The sequence below is a fragment of the Mesoterricola silvestris genome (assembly GCF_030295405.1).
In the GTDB taxonomy this organism is placed as follows: domain Bacteria; phylum Acidobacteriota; class Holophagae; order Holophagales; family Holophagaceae; genus Mesoterricola; species Mesoterricola silvestris.
Genome location: NZ_AP027080.1, coordinates 842054 through 854782 on the forward strand (window position 1 = coordinate 842054; position 12729 = coordinate 854782).

The following is a 12729-nucleotide window of genomic DNA, read 5'->3' on the forward strand; positions in this document are numbered from 1 at the left end:
ACGGAACTGGCTTACAGGGACTCCAGCCATTCCAGGATGGACTTGTCGGTTCTCCAAGTCGCTTCGGCCCCATCCATAGCGAGGGGCTTGGCCTTCGCTATCGCACGCCGCTTCATCTCGAGGTCCACCTTGGCGTAGCGGTTGGTCGTATTGATGCTGGCATGCCCCAGCCAGTGGCTGATGGTCGGTAGGTCAACTCCGGATTGGAGGAGGTGGACCGCGGTGCTGTGGCGCATGGAGTGGGGATGGAGAAGCTTCCCCGTCAGCGTTGGAGCGCAGGCCCTGGCCTGGTGGCAATGCTTGGCCAGGAGGTAACGGACCCCGAATCGGGTCAGGGGCCCTCCCCGGTGATTGCGGAACAAGCGCTCCCTGGACCCGGGTTCCATGTCGATTGCGGCAAGGAAGGCTTTCAGCAGTTGGGCTGTCTGAGGCCAAAGTGGGCAGGCACGCTCCTTTCGCCCTTTACCGAACAGGCGAACCTGGAAGGGCCTCTCCAACTGGAGGTCGCAGGGTCGGAGATCGAGTATTTCCTGGACCCGGGCTCCGGTGTTGAACATCGTTGCCAGGAGAACGAAATCCCGCCGGCCATCCAGAGTTGACTGATCGATGACCGCCAGAATGGCCTGGATCTCCTCGAATTCCAGGTAATCGACCACGCGGGCGCCAGCCCGTTTGAACGGAACAGCCAGGATCCGCTGGCACCCTTCCAGACATTCGGGCCGGCAGGTGGCGACGTGACGGGCAAAGGCATGGATCGCCGCGAGACGCACATTCCGGGTCGAGGCCTTGTTGTGGCGGCCCTCCTCCAGGTGGTCGAGGAAGGCCATGACCACCTCAGGGGTGATGGCCTCCAGGCCCAGTTCGGCGACGGGACGTCCGAGATGGCCAGCCAGGAACTTGAGCAGCAGGGACAGGCTGTCCCGGTAGCTGAGGAGCGTGCAGGGGCTGAGGCCACGGGCCCTCGGAAGGAACTCCGAAAAGAACTCGCGCAGGGCCATGGCCAGGGGGTTGGGTTTGGCCTCCTTCACAATGACCCTCCGAGTCCCTCGAAGGATTCGAGCAGGGGCTTGCAGTGTTCGGCGAACTTCTCGCTCGCGGCACCCGCCAGGGAAGCAACGAATGGCAGGTAGTATTCCGTGGACACGGGTGAGACATGGCCCATGTAGGCGGACAGGAAAGGAAGCTTGGCCCCGAGGTCCGCACCTTCCCGGTACCAGCGCAGGAGGGCGTGGACGGCGAAGGTATGTCGCAGATCATGGACCCGCGGCGTGCCGCCGGTCTCGGTGTGGATGCCGGCGGCCTTGAATAGGCCCCGCAATCCATCGTAGATGCCTCCCCCTGAATACCCGTCCCTCCGGCCCTGGACGAGCAACGGCGAGGCCGCATCCATGGGGAGGTGGCGGTTCCGTCGAGCCGTCAGATACGCGTCAAGTTCCCGGCTTCCATCCACTGAAAGCGGGATCATGCGCGACTTGTAGAACTTGGATTCCCGGATCATCAACGTTTGTTCTGTGGGCAAGTAGTCGCCCAGCGTTAGGCGGAGCAGCTCGCCCCTGCGAAGCCCGCTCGTGTAGAGGAGGACGAGGGCAAGGCGATAGACCTCCCGGCGGAGGGGGCTCATCGGATGAGGCTTCAGCTCCTGGGTGGCATCCAGCAGGCGCGGAATTTCATGCTCATCAAAGATGTAGGGGCGAGGGTGTCGGGAGTATGGAGGGAACAGCGCCGGGTCGGGCAGAAAGCATCCGGGCTCCGTCCGTCGTCGATAGAGGCAGAAAAGGTAGATGATCCGCATCCGGGCCCGCCGGGTCCCGGTACCCACATGCTCGAAGGTCCGACACCATGCCCCGAACCTATTTGCGTCGAAATCCTCAGGACCATTGGCTTTTTCTGAAAGGAACCGGTCAAGGTGTAGGAGCACTCGGCCTGCGGCATCGAAGTTCAGGCCCACGGATTGTTTGAGTTCCACGTACTGCGCCAGGATGGGCCCGAGGCAGGAAATGAATCCGATTGCGCCGGTCATGGCCGCACCCCTGTTGGCAGGGAAAGGGCGACCTCCCGAAGGTCCTCCACGGCAAGGCGGATGTAGACACAGGTACTCTCTGCATTCTTATGGCCGAGGACATCCCCGATCTCCTTGAGAGAACCACCCTGCCGCAGCAGGTGAACGGCGAGGGAATGGCGCAGGCAGTGAGGCCCCTTGAAGGGGATGGGAAGGCCACAGCGTTTCACCCGGCTCCTGAAGGTGTAGGAGATGCCCTGAGGTCCCAGGGGGCCCGTGGGTGCGACTACCCGGAGAAAGACCTCTCTGACAGGACAGGGGGGTCGCCCATGCCGGAGGTAGTCGACGAGGCTGGCGCCAACCTCGTCAGTCAGCGGCAGGGTGAGGCCGTTTCCAGTTTTGGTCTGGATCAAGGAAATCCGCTCCAGGCGCCAGTCGATGTTCTCCAGCGCCAGAGTCCCCACCTCCACTGCCCGGAGGCCGTAGGTGGCCATCAGGAGAAAGATAGCGTAATCGCGCTTTCCCATCGGTGTGGATCGGTCGATGGCGTTGAGGAAGGCCTGCACGGACTCCCAGGAAAGGGCCCGTGGAAGCCGTTCGCCTCGGTAGACTCGGGAGGAAACGATCTGGTCCTCCAAACCCGGAAGGATGTCTCCGGACATGGCCAGGAATTTGAAGAAGCCGCGCATCGCGGCCGCGATTTTCTGGAGATGGGCTCGGGCTGCTCGTCGCGCCCGGAATTTGACAAAGGATTCGATCATGCTGCCGTCGATGTTCCTTAGACGCTCGGGGCTGCCATCGAAACTGATGTAAACCAGGAACTCCTGGATGATCGATTCGTACCGCTGGATGGTGACGGGAGCGAATCCGCGGACATTCCGGAGGTATTCGCCGAAGGCCAGGGCCTTCAGTTCACGTATGGCGGGCGCAGGAGGGTGGAACCGGCCCTGGGCAAGGAAATACCGGTCAAGGCTGTTGACCAGGGTCGGGAGAAAATCCCTCGGATCCGCCCTTGGATGCCAAGGCTCGCGGCAGGAAAGGAGGGCCTCCCTAGTGAGTTGATGATCGGAGGTCACGCCCAGAGCAAGGAGACGTTCTTCCAGGCGGCAGATTTGTCGCAAGTATTCCCTGGCCGTTCTACGGGGATAACCTCGCTCAAGCATCCAGTCCACGTAATCGCCCAGGGAAGGTCCCAGAACCGGCAGGGACGAAAGGGAGACGCGCTGGCGAACAACAGGAAGCATTTCCAGAAGCATCGGAGCCTCCAAAGAGCCTGTGCCACCATTGGCACGGCTCCGATGCTAGGCCCATTAATGTGCAGTATTTACGGTCACCATTGTGGATGACCGCCCTTCCCCTGGAGGGACTCCACATTACGGAAGTCTCAACATAAGTCATAGGTCAGAAGCTTGATGGAGGTACCCGACCGGCCCCAGAAAACAAACCAGTGCCGGAGAAAGGATCTGCGGCCAGGACCTCCCGGCAGACCTGGGCCAGGCCGTCGATCCCGCGGCGGAAGTCCACGGGTTAGTCCGCCACCAAAATCCGCATTTTGGGGGTGATCTGGATCAACCGCGGCTCCCCAGGAAGGCGGCCACGATGCTGGCGGTCTCCATGCCTCGCCCGGCCTCCAGGTGGATAACCATTCGCGCACCATCCCGGGCCGAGATCTCGATAGTCGTTGGCAGTGGTGCCACCGGCGCCAGGGTCGCGGGCAACTCGACGAAGGTGGGCTTCACCAGGCCGGTTTCGGAATGCTTCTCAACCCGCTTGCGCAGGGCGGTGTAGTCGAGTGGTAGGGCTCGGGCAATGGGGCATACGCCGAACGCCTTGGCCAGTGCCACCGCCCTGGACCAGAGTTCCTCGGGCATCGGTCCGGGACCCTTCCGTGCCTTTCGCCATTCCTGGATCTGATGGCGCAACTGATCCAGTTGCTCCTGGGAGGGGTCCTCCTGCGCCTTCTTCATGGGGTCTCCAGCGATATCCCACGAGGCTACCGGCCGTCAGGCTACGCGGTCACGCACGCCTGCCGGAAACACACCCAACAACTACATCCTGGGCAACCAGAAGCGGACCCGGCGGCATACGGACAATAGCATCGAGTACAAGTACTTCGACCGCCCCGGGGCTGGTCTGGACAAGATGGCCATGTCCTTCACCTTCGACCCGGGCGATGAGCAGGGGGGAGGCGTGAGCCGTTCGGGCACCCCTTCCGAGCCCAAGCAGTATTTCGCCGGCTGGATGCTCTACAACCGCTTCTGGTTCGTCAACGACCGCCACGCGGTCACCCTGGGGGGCGGCGAGATCATCAACCCGGGCCGGTACCTGGTGCTCATGCCGCCCATCAACGGCGCCACCGCCGCCTCGGGCACGCCCTACTTCACTCAGAACGCTGGCGATCCATTCCACGCCTGGGACTGGTCGGCCACCTGCGATTACTTGCCCAGCCAGTTCATCACCATGCGCGCGGAGTTCAACCGCCGGGGCGCCAGTGTGCCCTACTTCACCGGCCCCGGCGGGCTGACCCCTCCAGGGGGGAATCAGGGCCCCCTTGGTTCCACCGTCCAGGATTGGTCCCCCGACCTCCGGAAGACGGAGAGCCGCATCACCATGGCCTTGATGGTCAAGTTCTAGGAAGGAGATCCCATGCTTAACCTCATCCTCGCGACCGCCCTGGGCGTGACCTCCCCCAATGCCCATTGCCCGGTGACTGGCCGCCAGGTCTCGAACCATGTCCTGTACCACCATGTGACCGTGCGCGGTCAGCAGTATTACGTGTTCGACCGGGAGCCCCCGTTCGCCTGAAGAACTGCCCCGACTGCTACCTGGCCAGGGATGGCAGGCCTCTCAACGAGTTGAAAATCAGTCCGAAGGGACCCGGGCAGAAGGTATCCAAATGATGATCACTTTGTGGTTGGTGCCCATGTTCCTCCTCTGGATCGCGCCCATGGCACCCAAGGACCTACATTACCAACTCCTGGCCATTGCAGAAAGTTAACTACCCCTCAAGAAACTGATGGAAGCCCCCCAGCGAAGGCCGCTGGGCTCCTCAAATTCGACCAGACCTGGCCTGAGGATGTTCCAACGTTAGTGGTCGTCGACGATTTCCTAAAATACGCACGTTGAGGAAATTGGAAGCGCTTTCGCAGAGTCTGGCGAGTCTCTGTTCAGCCCCTACTCGTGGTTACCCAGCCATGTCTTCGTATCCTCCAACACCCGATTGATGCCGCACCCTTCCTGGTGTCGCCGGAGGTAGGTCGGGGTCTCGCAGTATGGGCAGGAGGGTGCTGATGCCACCGCCCGTCGAAGCGCCTCGGCGAGCTTCTCGATCAGGGTGACAGCGGCATCTGGGTTACGGGGGATCTCCCCCTCCTCCTTCAACATGCCAAGGCTCTTGAGTCCATTTACGGCCTGGGACTTTTCGGATGCGTCCATCATCCCCTCCCGGTGGGGGCTCATCATACAGCCAATGATGACCCTGGCGCACACGCCAATGACAACGTTTGCCCGACAGGGGATCACCATGAAAGGTGAAAACTGGCTCGCGAACCGCAGCAACCTTGCGTCTGGCCGAAGAACATGGCCAAAGCATCCCAGGCGCACCCCGATTTCCACAAAGGGTAATGAATGCGCGACAACTTCACACGGTGGCAACTCCGGCGATTACGCGTCTGGCGGCTTGCACTAGGAAATTGGTTGCGTGCGGAAAATAAGGTAAAGACCTGCGAAGCTGGTGGTGCCAAAGGCGTCCGAGCGCGTGGCTCCTGCCTGGATCTCGAGGGTGAATCCGGGGGTGACCTTCCAGGCGGCGATCCCGGTGCAGACGTTCGAGGCTTGGCCCGTGGTGTGGTCCACGTCGTGGCCGATCTCAAGGCCCCACCTTGATAGGCGAAGGCTGGCTTCAGCGCCGACCTTCAGGCTCGAATCGAGGAGGGCCGCGTTGCGGCTCAAGGTGGAGGCCGATAGCCTCTCGAGCTGCTTGACGAGCCTGCCCGACAGGGCGTTGAAGACATCCGAATTCACGTTGCCGATCTGGCTGACATTGGTGGTCCCCTCGTAGGACCCATAGCTGTTGCGAACGTACGAGCCATATAATCGCCACACGGAGGTCCTGACTTCCGCATCGATCCCCACCCCGGTGTCGCTCAGGTTCATGTCGGCATAGCCTGTGACGTAGGTAGGCCCGGTGGGCGATTTGATCGCCTGGCTCCTGAATTGGACGGGATCGAAATCCGTGGTCCGCCTGGAGAATTCCAGGCCCAGCCGCCAGGTGCCCCCGTCCAGGGCGGGCTGGAGGAAATAGCGCCTGGACGTCAACAGCTTGGACATGTCGACCTGGGTGTAATGGAGGCCGAGGCAGAACAGGCCGAAGGCATACCCGCCGCCGAGGCTGGCCGTGGTCGTGAGGGTCGCGCTCCCGTCGGGGCTCGGGGCCGCCGGGGTGGAGGGCAGGTTGAACCTGTCACCACCAAGGAACAGATTGAGAGCCTTGGTCGCGTTCCAGTCGAACCTGCCCTGGAAATCGCTGCCATGGGCGTTGTCGGCCTGCCCGCCGAGCCTGAGCGTGAGATCGGGAGCGGGCGGCGGGGCCGCATCGGGATCGGCCGCCGGGAGTGCGAAGGCCGTCAGGGAGGCCATACCGGAAAGGAATCGCTTCATGGGTCACCTGGTCCACGTTTGTCGGGGGCTCCATGCCAGGAAATACCCAGGGCGAAAGCGCCCTGGGTATTTCCGGCACCTGGTTGGCGAAAGGTCCTGATCCGCCGTTCCTGGGGCAGAGCAGAGGCCTACTGGGGCGTGGTCTTCCGGGAACGGGTCGCGGTGTTCCCTTCGGGTCCCGTGGCGGTGTTGGAAACGGTGCGGCCACTGGCGTCCTTGGTCACGGTCTTGTTCCGGCTCGCGGTGTTCCCCTCGGGTCCGGTCGCCGTGCTGGACACGGTGCGCCCGTTGGCGTCCTTGGTCACGGTCTTGTTCCGGGTCGCGGTGTTCCCTTCGGGACCGGTCGCCGTGCCGGACACGGTCCGGCCATTGGCATCGACCGTGGAGGTCCTGCTCTTGCTGGCGGTCTGCCCTTCCGGTCCGGTGGCAGTGGAGCTCACGGTGCGCCCCGACCCCGTCGGTGTGACTGTCCGGGAACTGCTGGCCGTCTTCCCTTTGGGGCCGGTCGCGGTCCGGCTCGTGGTGCGCTGGGCGAGCATGGGCAGCGGTGCCAGAGCGGCGACCAGGAGGGCGATAAGGGCGTAGTGCTTGCTGTTGGATTGCATGGGCGTTCTCCTTGGAGAGGAATGGGTTGGAAGCCGAATTGCCGCGTGGATGGCGAGATGACCCGACTTCCCGAATGGGGGATCTGGGGAGCGGACTTTTCGGCTGGCGTATGGAGGACTAGTTCCTGACTGGCATTGCCTGACCCCCGTCCCAGGGCGGATTCCCCTGGCTCGAGGAAGCGGTTCATCCTCCCAAACGATGGGCAAAACCCGGGGAAGGGGATGGAACGCCCTCTCGAACTCACATTCATATGGGCTCAACTGATATTTTCCCCTCCTCAACCGGCTGGGAATCAGGTGTTTCCAACGTGATGCCGCACGGCGCCCACGCCCGCCGCCCCCGATTCGAACCATCAGGAACCTTTCGACCCCTCCCCCTGTCAATTGGGGCCAGCCTCCTCCCAGTTCCGTCCAGACAGCTCCAGGCGGCCGGCATTTGACCTACAACAGCAGAGGCCGATGCCCAGCCCGGAGGTACCCATGAGATCCGCCATCCTCGCCCTTTCCCTTGTCCTCGCCGCACGCCCTTCCCCGGCCGCGGACCTGCCGCCCCAGGCCGTCAAGCTCCTCACCGAGCGCTTCCAGAAGGCGGATCTGGACCATGACGGTAAGCTCACGCGGGAGGAGGCCAAGGCTGGCATGCCGCGGGTCTTCAAGAACTTCGACAAGATCGACGCGGGCCGGAAGGGTTTCGTGACCCTCCAGCAGATCCTCGAGACCCTGGGGAAGGGCCGATGAGGAAGGCCTGGCTGGCTCTGGCCGTCCTGGTGCTGCCTGCGGCCAAGGCTGCCCGCATCTACTTGGTGCCCACCCGGGTGCCCTGGGTGGCCGTGGTCCAGTCGGCGATCCACGCGACCTGCTCGGCGCCCGGTACCCTTGACGCGCTGCTGAGCGCGAACCTGGGCGCCAAGGCCAGCACGCGGGTGGCGGAATTGAGGGTGGATGTGGGGGACCGCGTGCGGGCCGGGCAGGTGCTCATGTGCCTGGACCGCACGGAATTGGCGGACCAGGTAAGGGAGGCCGCAGCCGCATCCGACGCCGCCGAACACCAGGTGCGGGTGGCCGCCGCGGCCCTCAAGCGGGCGGAAGTCCTCCAGGACCGGGCCGCCCGGGACCTGCGGCGCCATGAGAGCCTCCAGGTGGACGGGCTCCGGATCCTGTCCGAGGCCGACCTGGACGGCACCCGCACCCAGGCCCGCGCCGCGGTGGAGGACACAGGCCAGGCCCGGGCCGCACTGGCCCTGGCGGTGAGCGCCCGGGGCCAGGCCGGCGCCGGCCTGGCGGCGGCCCGCTCCCGTCTCCGGGACGCGACGATCCTGGCCCCCTTCGACGGGCTGGTCACCGCCCGCTGGAAGAGCCCGGGGGATGTGGTCACGCCCGGCAGCGCCCTCCTCAGCCTCGTGAACGTGCCTTCCCTGGTGGTGGTGGCCCGCTTCGACGAGAGCCTCATCGGCCGGATCCGGCCGGGGGCGGCGGCCCAGGTTCGTTTCGACAGCGCGCCGGACCGCTCCCTGCCGGGACTGGTGGCGCGGGTCAACCGGTCCGTGGATCCGGATACCCGGGAATTCACCGTCAACGTCGCCCTGGACGCGCTCCCGGAGGCCTGGGCCATGGGCGAACGGGCCCGGGTGGAGCTTCCGGACCAGCTCGTTCCTTCGGCCCAGACCATTCCGGCGGGCTTCCTCGCGGTGCGCCGCGGGCGCAAGGGGCTTTGGATCCTCAAGGGCGCCCGGGCGGAATTCCAAGCGGTGGCCGTGGGAGTCGCGGACGGGACCCGGCTGGAGGTGCTCACCCGGCTCCCGGCCGGCACGCGGGTGCTGGATCCCCGCGGCCTGTGGCCGGGAATGCGGGTGGCAGCGCCATGAACCTGGCCATCAGGGACATCCGCGCCAATTTCCTGAAGTTCGTCCTCACGGCCCTGGGGGTGGGACTGCTGCTCATGGCCGCCCGGTCCATGGCGGGGCTCTACCGGGGGATCGTCTACGACGCCCTGGAGGTCATTGAGGAGAGCGGCGCGGACCTTTGGGTGGTGCAGGCCGGCACCGAGGGGCCCTTCGCCGAAGCCTCGGTGCTGGACCGCACCCTGGCCGATCGGACCCGGGGCGTACCAGGGGTCGGGAAGGCCCGCCAGTTCGAGCTGGTGCAGAAGCGCTTCCAGGTCGCCGGGAGCACCATCCGGGGCTCCCTGCTGGGCCTGGACTTCCCGGAGGACCGGGGCGAGTGGCTCCCCCTGGTGGCCGGGCGATCCCTGTCCGCGTCCACCGGGGAAGCGCTGGGGGATCCGTCCATGGGCCTGCGCCTCGGGGATCCCGTGACGGTGGGCCGGACCACCTGCCGGGTCGTGGGCCTCATGCGGGGGCTGGTGGACGCCAGCGGCAACCCAATCCTGGTGGCGTCCCTGAACGACGTGCTGGAGATGGAGAGCTGGCGCCCCAGCGAATCGGTGCTCCTGGAGCGGGCCGCGGGCCTTCCCGTGCGCTCCGCCAAGCAGGGGAAGATCGCCGCCGTCATGGTCAATCTGGACCCGGGCGCCCGGGAAAGCGAGGTCGTGGCGGCGATTTCCCGGTGGGGGGACGTGGCGGTGCTCACCCGGGCCCAGGAGCGAGACGCCATGCTGCTGGGGCGCCTGGACAAGCTGAGGACGCAGATCCTCATGTTCCTGGTCACCCTGCTCATCGTCAGCGGCGTTGTGGTCTCTGTGACCATCTACACCATGACCATGGAGAAGACCCATGAAATAGCCCTGCTCAAGCTCATCGGCGCGCGGAACTCGGTGATCATCAACATGATCGTCCAGCAGTCGCTGCTCATGGGCGGGCTGGCCTTCCTGCTGGCCCTGGGTGCGGGCAGGCTGCTGAACCCCCTGTTCCCCCGGCGTCTGGTGCAGCTCCCGGCCGACACGCTCTTGTTCGCCCTCGTGGTGCTCCTTATCTGCGGTGCCGGGAGCGCCCTGGGCATCCTGAAGGCCATGGGCGTGCGGGCCCAGGAGGTGCTGTCGTGACCGCCATGCTGGAACTGCGGGGCGTGACCCGGGTGTACGGAACCGGAGAGAACGCGGTGAGGGCCGTGGACGGCGTGGACCTGCGCATCCTCCGGGGAGAGTTTGTGGCGCTCCTGGGGCCCAGCGGCTGCGGCAAGACCACCCTCCTCCTCATGGCGGGCCTCCTGGACGCGCCCACCCGGGGGGAAGTGTGGATCGCGGGGCGGCGCGCCGAAGGCGGGGACAAGGCCCGGGACTTCCGCCGCAACACCATCGGCTTCGTCTTCCAGAAGCCCAACCTGATCCCCTTCCTCACCGCGGAGGAAAACGTCTGTCTCGGGATGCGGATCAACGACGTCTCCCGGGCCCAGGCGCGGGTCCGCTCCCTGGAGCTGCTGGACTACCTGGGCGTGGCCGCACGGGCCGGGAACTACCCCAGCCAGCTCTCCGGCGGGGAGCAGCAGCGCATCGCCATCGCCCGCGCCCTTGCCAACCGGCCGGCCCTCATCCTCGCGGACGAGCCCACCGCCGCCCTGGACAGCGCCCGGGGGCGCCGGGTCTTCGAGCAGTTCAAGCGCGTTGCCTCGGAGCTGGGCACCGCGATCATCTGCGTCACCCACGACCACCGTTCCCTGGATCTGGTGGACCGGGTGCTCGAGATGTCGGACGGACAGCTCATTCCCGCTTCAGCCCCAGTTCGGCCCTGATGCGGGGGGCGGCGGGGCGACTGCTTTCCAGCTCGATTCCACCTTGCAGGCGAAGCAGAAGCCGGCCATCTTCCAGCGACCGGAAGCCCAGGATCGCGTCCTTGCGCACCAGCAGGTGCCGGTGGATCCTCAGCAGGCCCGGGAACAGGGTCTCCACCTCCACGAGGGCCTTCCACAGGGTCGGCATGCGCTCCCCGGTCGGGGGCACGGCGAACACCTGGTTGTCATCCACGACGAAATGGGAGAGCTTGTTCAGCTCCAGGAAGAGGGTCCCTTCGCCCGCCTTCACGGGGATGCGCTTCAAGGGAGCGGCCTGGGCCGGACGGGCCTCCTGGCCCAGGAACGCGGCCAGTCGGCCAAGGGCCTGGGCCAGGCGTTCCTCGGATACGGGCTTCAGCAGGTAGTCCACGGCCGAGCCGTCGAAGGCCTCCAGGGCGTGGCCGGGGAAGGCGGTCACCAGCACCACCGGCAGGTTCCGCCCGTGCTGCTTGAGCAGCTCCAGGCCCGTGACCCCGGGCATGCGGATGTCCAGGAAGAGGGCGTCCACGGCGGGGGCCTCCGCCAGCCAGGCCTGGAGGGTGGTGCCGCTGCGGAAGGCCCCCACCACCTCGCAGCCGGCCTCCTTCAGGAGCCTCACCAACCGCTCCTGGTTGAGCAGCTCGTCCTCGGCCACGGCGACGCGGATGGGGTTCATCGGCCTCCCTCCCAGGGCAGGTCCAGCTCGGCCCGCGTGAAGTCCCCGGCGCGGGACAGGCGGAAGGAGCCGGGGGGGTCCATGTTCTCCAGCCGTTTCCTCAGGTTGGACAGGCCCACCCCGGGGGACCAGGTTTCGGCCAGTGGAAAGCCTTCGTTCTCGACGCCGATGATCAACCGGTCCCCCTTGCGCGCCAGATCCAGGCGCACCTCCCCCCCCTCATCGGAGGGGGCGACCCCGTGCTTGATGGCGTTCTCCACCACGGGCTGGAGCAGGAGGGGCGGGATGCGGTAGGCCTCGCACCCTTCGGGCCAGAGCCAGCGCACCTGGAGCCGGTCGCCGAACCGCACCTGCTCGATGGCCAGGAAGAGCTCCAGGAGCCGACGCTCCTCGGACAGGGGGATGGTGCGGCGCCTGGCGCAGGCGGTGACCATGCGGTAGTAGCTGGAGAAGTCCAGGAGGGCCCGCTCGGTGGCGACGGGGTCCTTGCGCACCAGCTCAGCCAGCCCGCCCAGGGCGTTGTACAGCACGTGAGGGTCCAGTTCGGCTTGCAGCACGCGAGCTTCCGTCTCCTTCAGGGCCTCCCCGAGGAGGCGCTGGCGTTCCGCGGCCTCCCGCTTCTCGTCCTCCGCCGCTTCCCGCTCGGCCATGAACCACCCGACCAGGAAGATCAGGGGCAGGCCCGCGGCGTCCACCAGCACCAGGGGGTGGATGCCCAGGAGGCGGGAGGTGGCCAGAAGCCGGGCCGGGTAGGCGGGATCGCGCCCCAGGAGGAACTCGGGGACCAGGAAGAGCCCCGTGATGGTCGCCATCCACAGCGCGTTCCAGACGATGGCCTGGGCCGAGCCCCGCACCAGGCCCAGGTGCCGCTCCCCGGAGCCCGTCCACTGCCAGGGCATGGGCCCCAGGAGGAGGCAGCCCATCATGAGGGTTCCGATGAAGGTGATCATGGTTCCGGAGGGGGTGACGGCCCTCCAGAAGAGGATCCGTTCGAAGAGCACCAGGAAGGCGAAGACGAACAGCGCCCCCCACCGGGAGAGGCGCAGCCGTCCTTGCAGTCGTTGACGAACCTGGCGGAATTGCAT

15 protein-coding genes are annotated in these 12729 nt (G+C 65.8%); 6 read left to right on the forward strand and 9 right to left on the reverse strand.

Going from position 1 to position 12729, the window contains the following annotated elements:
- Positions 1 to 11 precede the first annotated feature (11 nt).
- From R2J76_RS03540 to R2J76_RS03555, 4 genes are all read right to left on the reverse strand, one after another.
- Positions 12 to 1028 (reverse strand): site-specific integrase, encoded by a 1017-nt coding sequence (locus R2J76_RS03540; RefSeq protein ID WP_316414408.1) that lies wholly within the window; start codon positions 1026 to 1028, stop codon positions 12 to 14.
- Positions 1025 to 2020, reverse strand: coding sequence for a tyrosine-type recombinase/integrase (locus R2J76_RS03545; RefSeq protein WP_316414409.1), 996 nt, complete (start codon positions 2018 to 2020; stop codon positions 1025 to 1027). The genes R2J76_RS03540 and R2J76_RS03545 overlap by 4 nt, the downstream gene beginning before the upstream one ends.
- The gene (locus R2J76_RS03550) at positions 2017 to 3255 is read right to left on the reverse strand and encodes a site-specific integrase (protein WP_316414410.1); all 1239 of its coding nucleotides are present in this window, start codon (positions 3253 to 3255) and stop codon (positions 2017 to 2019) included. The genes R2J76_RS03545 and R2J76_RS03550 overlap by 4 nt, the downstream gene beginning before the upstream one ends.
- A gap of 312 nt (positions 3256 to 3567) precedes the next feature.
- The gene (locus R2J76_RS03555) at positions 3568 to 3966 is read right to left on the reverse strand and encodes a hypothetical protein (protein ID WP_316414411.1); all 399 of its coding nucleotides are present in this window, start codon (positions 3964 to 3966) and stop codon (positions 3568 to 3570) included.
- 181 nt (positions 3967 to 4147) lie between these two features.
- On the opposite strand from R2J76_RS03555, the gene R2J76_RS03560 reads away from it, so the two are divergent.
- Positions 4148 to 4633 carry a porin family protein gene (locus R2J76_RS03560; protein ID WP_394366780.1) on the forward strand — a complete coding sequence of 162 codons (486 nt, stop codon included), beginning with the start codon at positions 4148 to 4150 and terminating at the stop codon, positions 4631 to 4633.
- A gap of 12 nt (positions 4634 to 4645) precedes the next feature.
- Positions 4646 to 4804 carry a hypothetical protein gene (locus tag R2J76_RS03565; protein WP_316414413.1) on the forward strand — a complete coding sequence of 53 codons (159 nt, stop codon included), beginning with the start codon at positions 4646 to 4648 and terminating at the stop codon, positions 4802 to 4804.
- Between the two features lie 369 nt (positions 4805 to 5173).
- Here R2J76_RS03565 and R2J76_RS03570 read toward each other — a convergent pair whose 3' ends face one another.
- The 3 genes from R2J76_RS03570 to R2J76_RS03580 all read right to left on the reverse strand — a co-directional run bounded on the left by R2J76_RS03570 (position 5174) and on the right by R2J76_RS03580 (position 7263).
- Positions 5174 to 5434 (reverse strand): hypothetical protein, encoded by a 261-nt coding sequence (locus R2J76_RS03570; protein ID WP_316414414.1) that lies wholly within the window; start codon positions 5432 to 5434, stop codon positions 5174 to 5176.
- Between the two features lie 249 nt (positions 5435 to 5683).
- Positions 5684 to 6658 carry a hypothetical protein gene (locus R2J76_RS03575; RefSeq protein ID WP_316414415.1) on the reverse strand — a complete coding sequence of 325 codons (975 nt, stop codon included), beginning with the start codon at positions 6656 to 6658 and terminating at the stop codon, positions 5684 to 5686.
- 128 nt (positions 6659 to 6786) lie between these two features.
- Positions 6787 to 7263, reverse strand: coding sequence for a hypothetical protein (locus tag R2J76_RS03580; RefSeq protein ID WP_316414416.1), 477 nt, complete (start codon positions 7261 to 7263; stop codon positions 6787 to 6789).
- Positions 7264 to 7743: 480 nt separating this feature from the next.
- On the opposite strand from R2J76_RS03580, the gene R2J76_RS03585 reads away from it, so the two are divergent.
- Genes R2J76_RS03585 through R2J76_RS03600 form a run of 4 tightly spaced genes read left to right on the forward strand, consistent with a single transcriptional unit; the run spans position 7744 to position 10950 of the window.
- Positions 7744 to 8001: an EF-hand domain-containing protein gene (locus R2J76_RS03585; protein WP_316414417.1), complete on the forward strand. Its 258-nt coding sequence runs from the start codon at positions 7744 to 7746 to the stop codon at positions 7999 to 8001.
- Positions 7998 to 9128: an efflux RND transporter periplasmic adaptor subunit gene (locus tag R2J76_RS03590; RefSeq protein WP_316414418.1), complete on the forward strand. Its 1131-nt coding sequence runs from the start codon at positions 7998 to 8000 to the stop codon at positions 9126 to 9128. The genes R2J76_RS03585 and R2J76_RS03590 overlap by 4 nt, the downstream gene beginning before the upstream one ends.
- Positions 9125 to 10264: an ABC transporter permease gene (locus R2J76_RS03595; RefSeq protein ID WP_316414419.1), complete on the forward strand. Its 1140-nt coding sequence runs from the start codon at positions 9125 to 9127 to the stop codon at positions 10262 to 10264. Before R2J76_RS03590 ends, R2J76_RS03595 begins: the two co-directional genes overlap by 4 nt.
- Positions 10265 to 10269: 5 nt before the next feature.
- Positions 10270 to 10950, forward strand: coding sequence for an ABC transporter ATP-binding protein (locus R2J76_RS03600; RefSeq protein WP_316415881.1), 681 nt, complete (start codon positions 10270 to 10272; stop codon positions 10948 to 10950).
- On the opposite strand, the gene R2J76_RS03605 is transcribed toward R2J76_RS03600, so the two are convergent.
- The gene (locus R2J76_RS03605; RefSeq protein WP_316414420.1) at positions 10919 to 11644 is read right to left on the reverse strand and encodes a LytR/AlgR family response regulator transcription factor; all 726 of its coding nucleotides are present in this window, start codon (positions 11642 to 11644) and stop codon (positions 10919 to 10921) included. The genes R2J76_RS03600 and R2J76_RS03605 overlap by 32 nt on opposite strands.
- On the reverse strand, positions 11641 to 12729 hold the full coding sequence (locus tag R2J76_RS03610) for a sensor histidine kinase (protein WP_316414421.1): 1089 nt from the start codon (positions 12727 to 12729) through the stop codon (positions 11641 to 11643). Before R2J76_RS03610 ends, R2J76_RS03605 begins: the two co-directional genes overlap by 4 nt.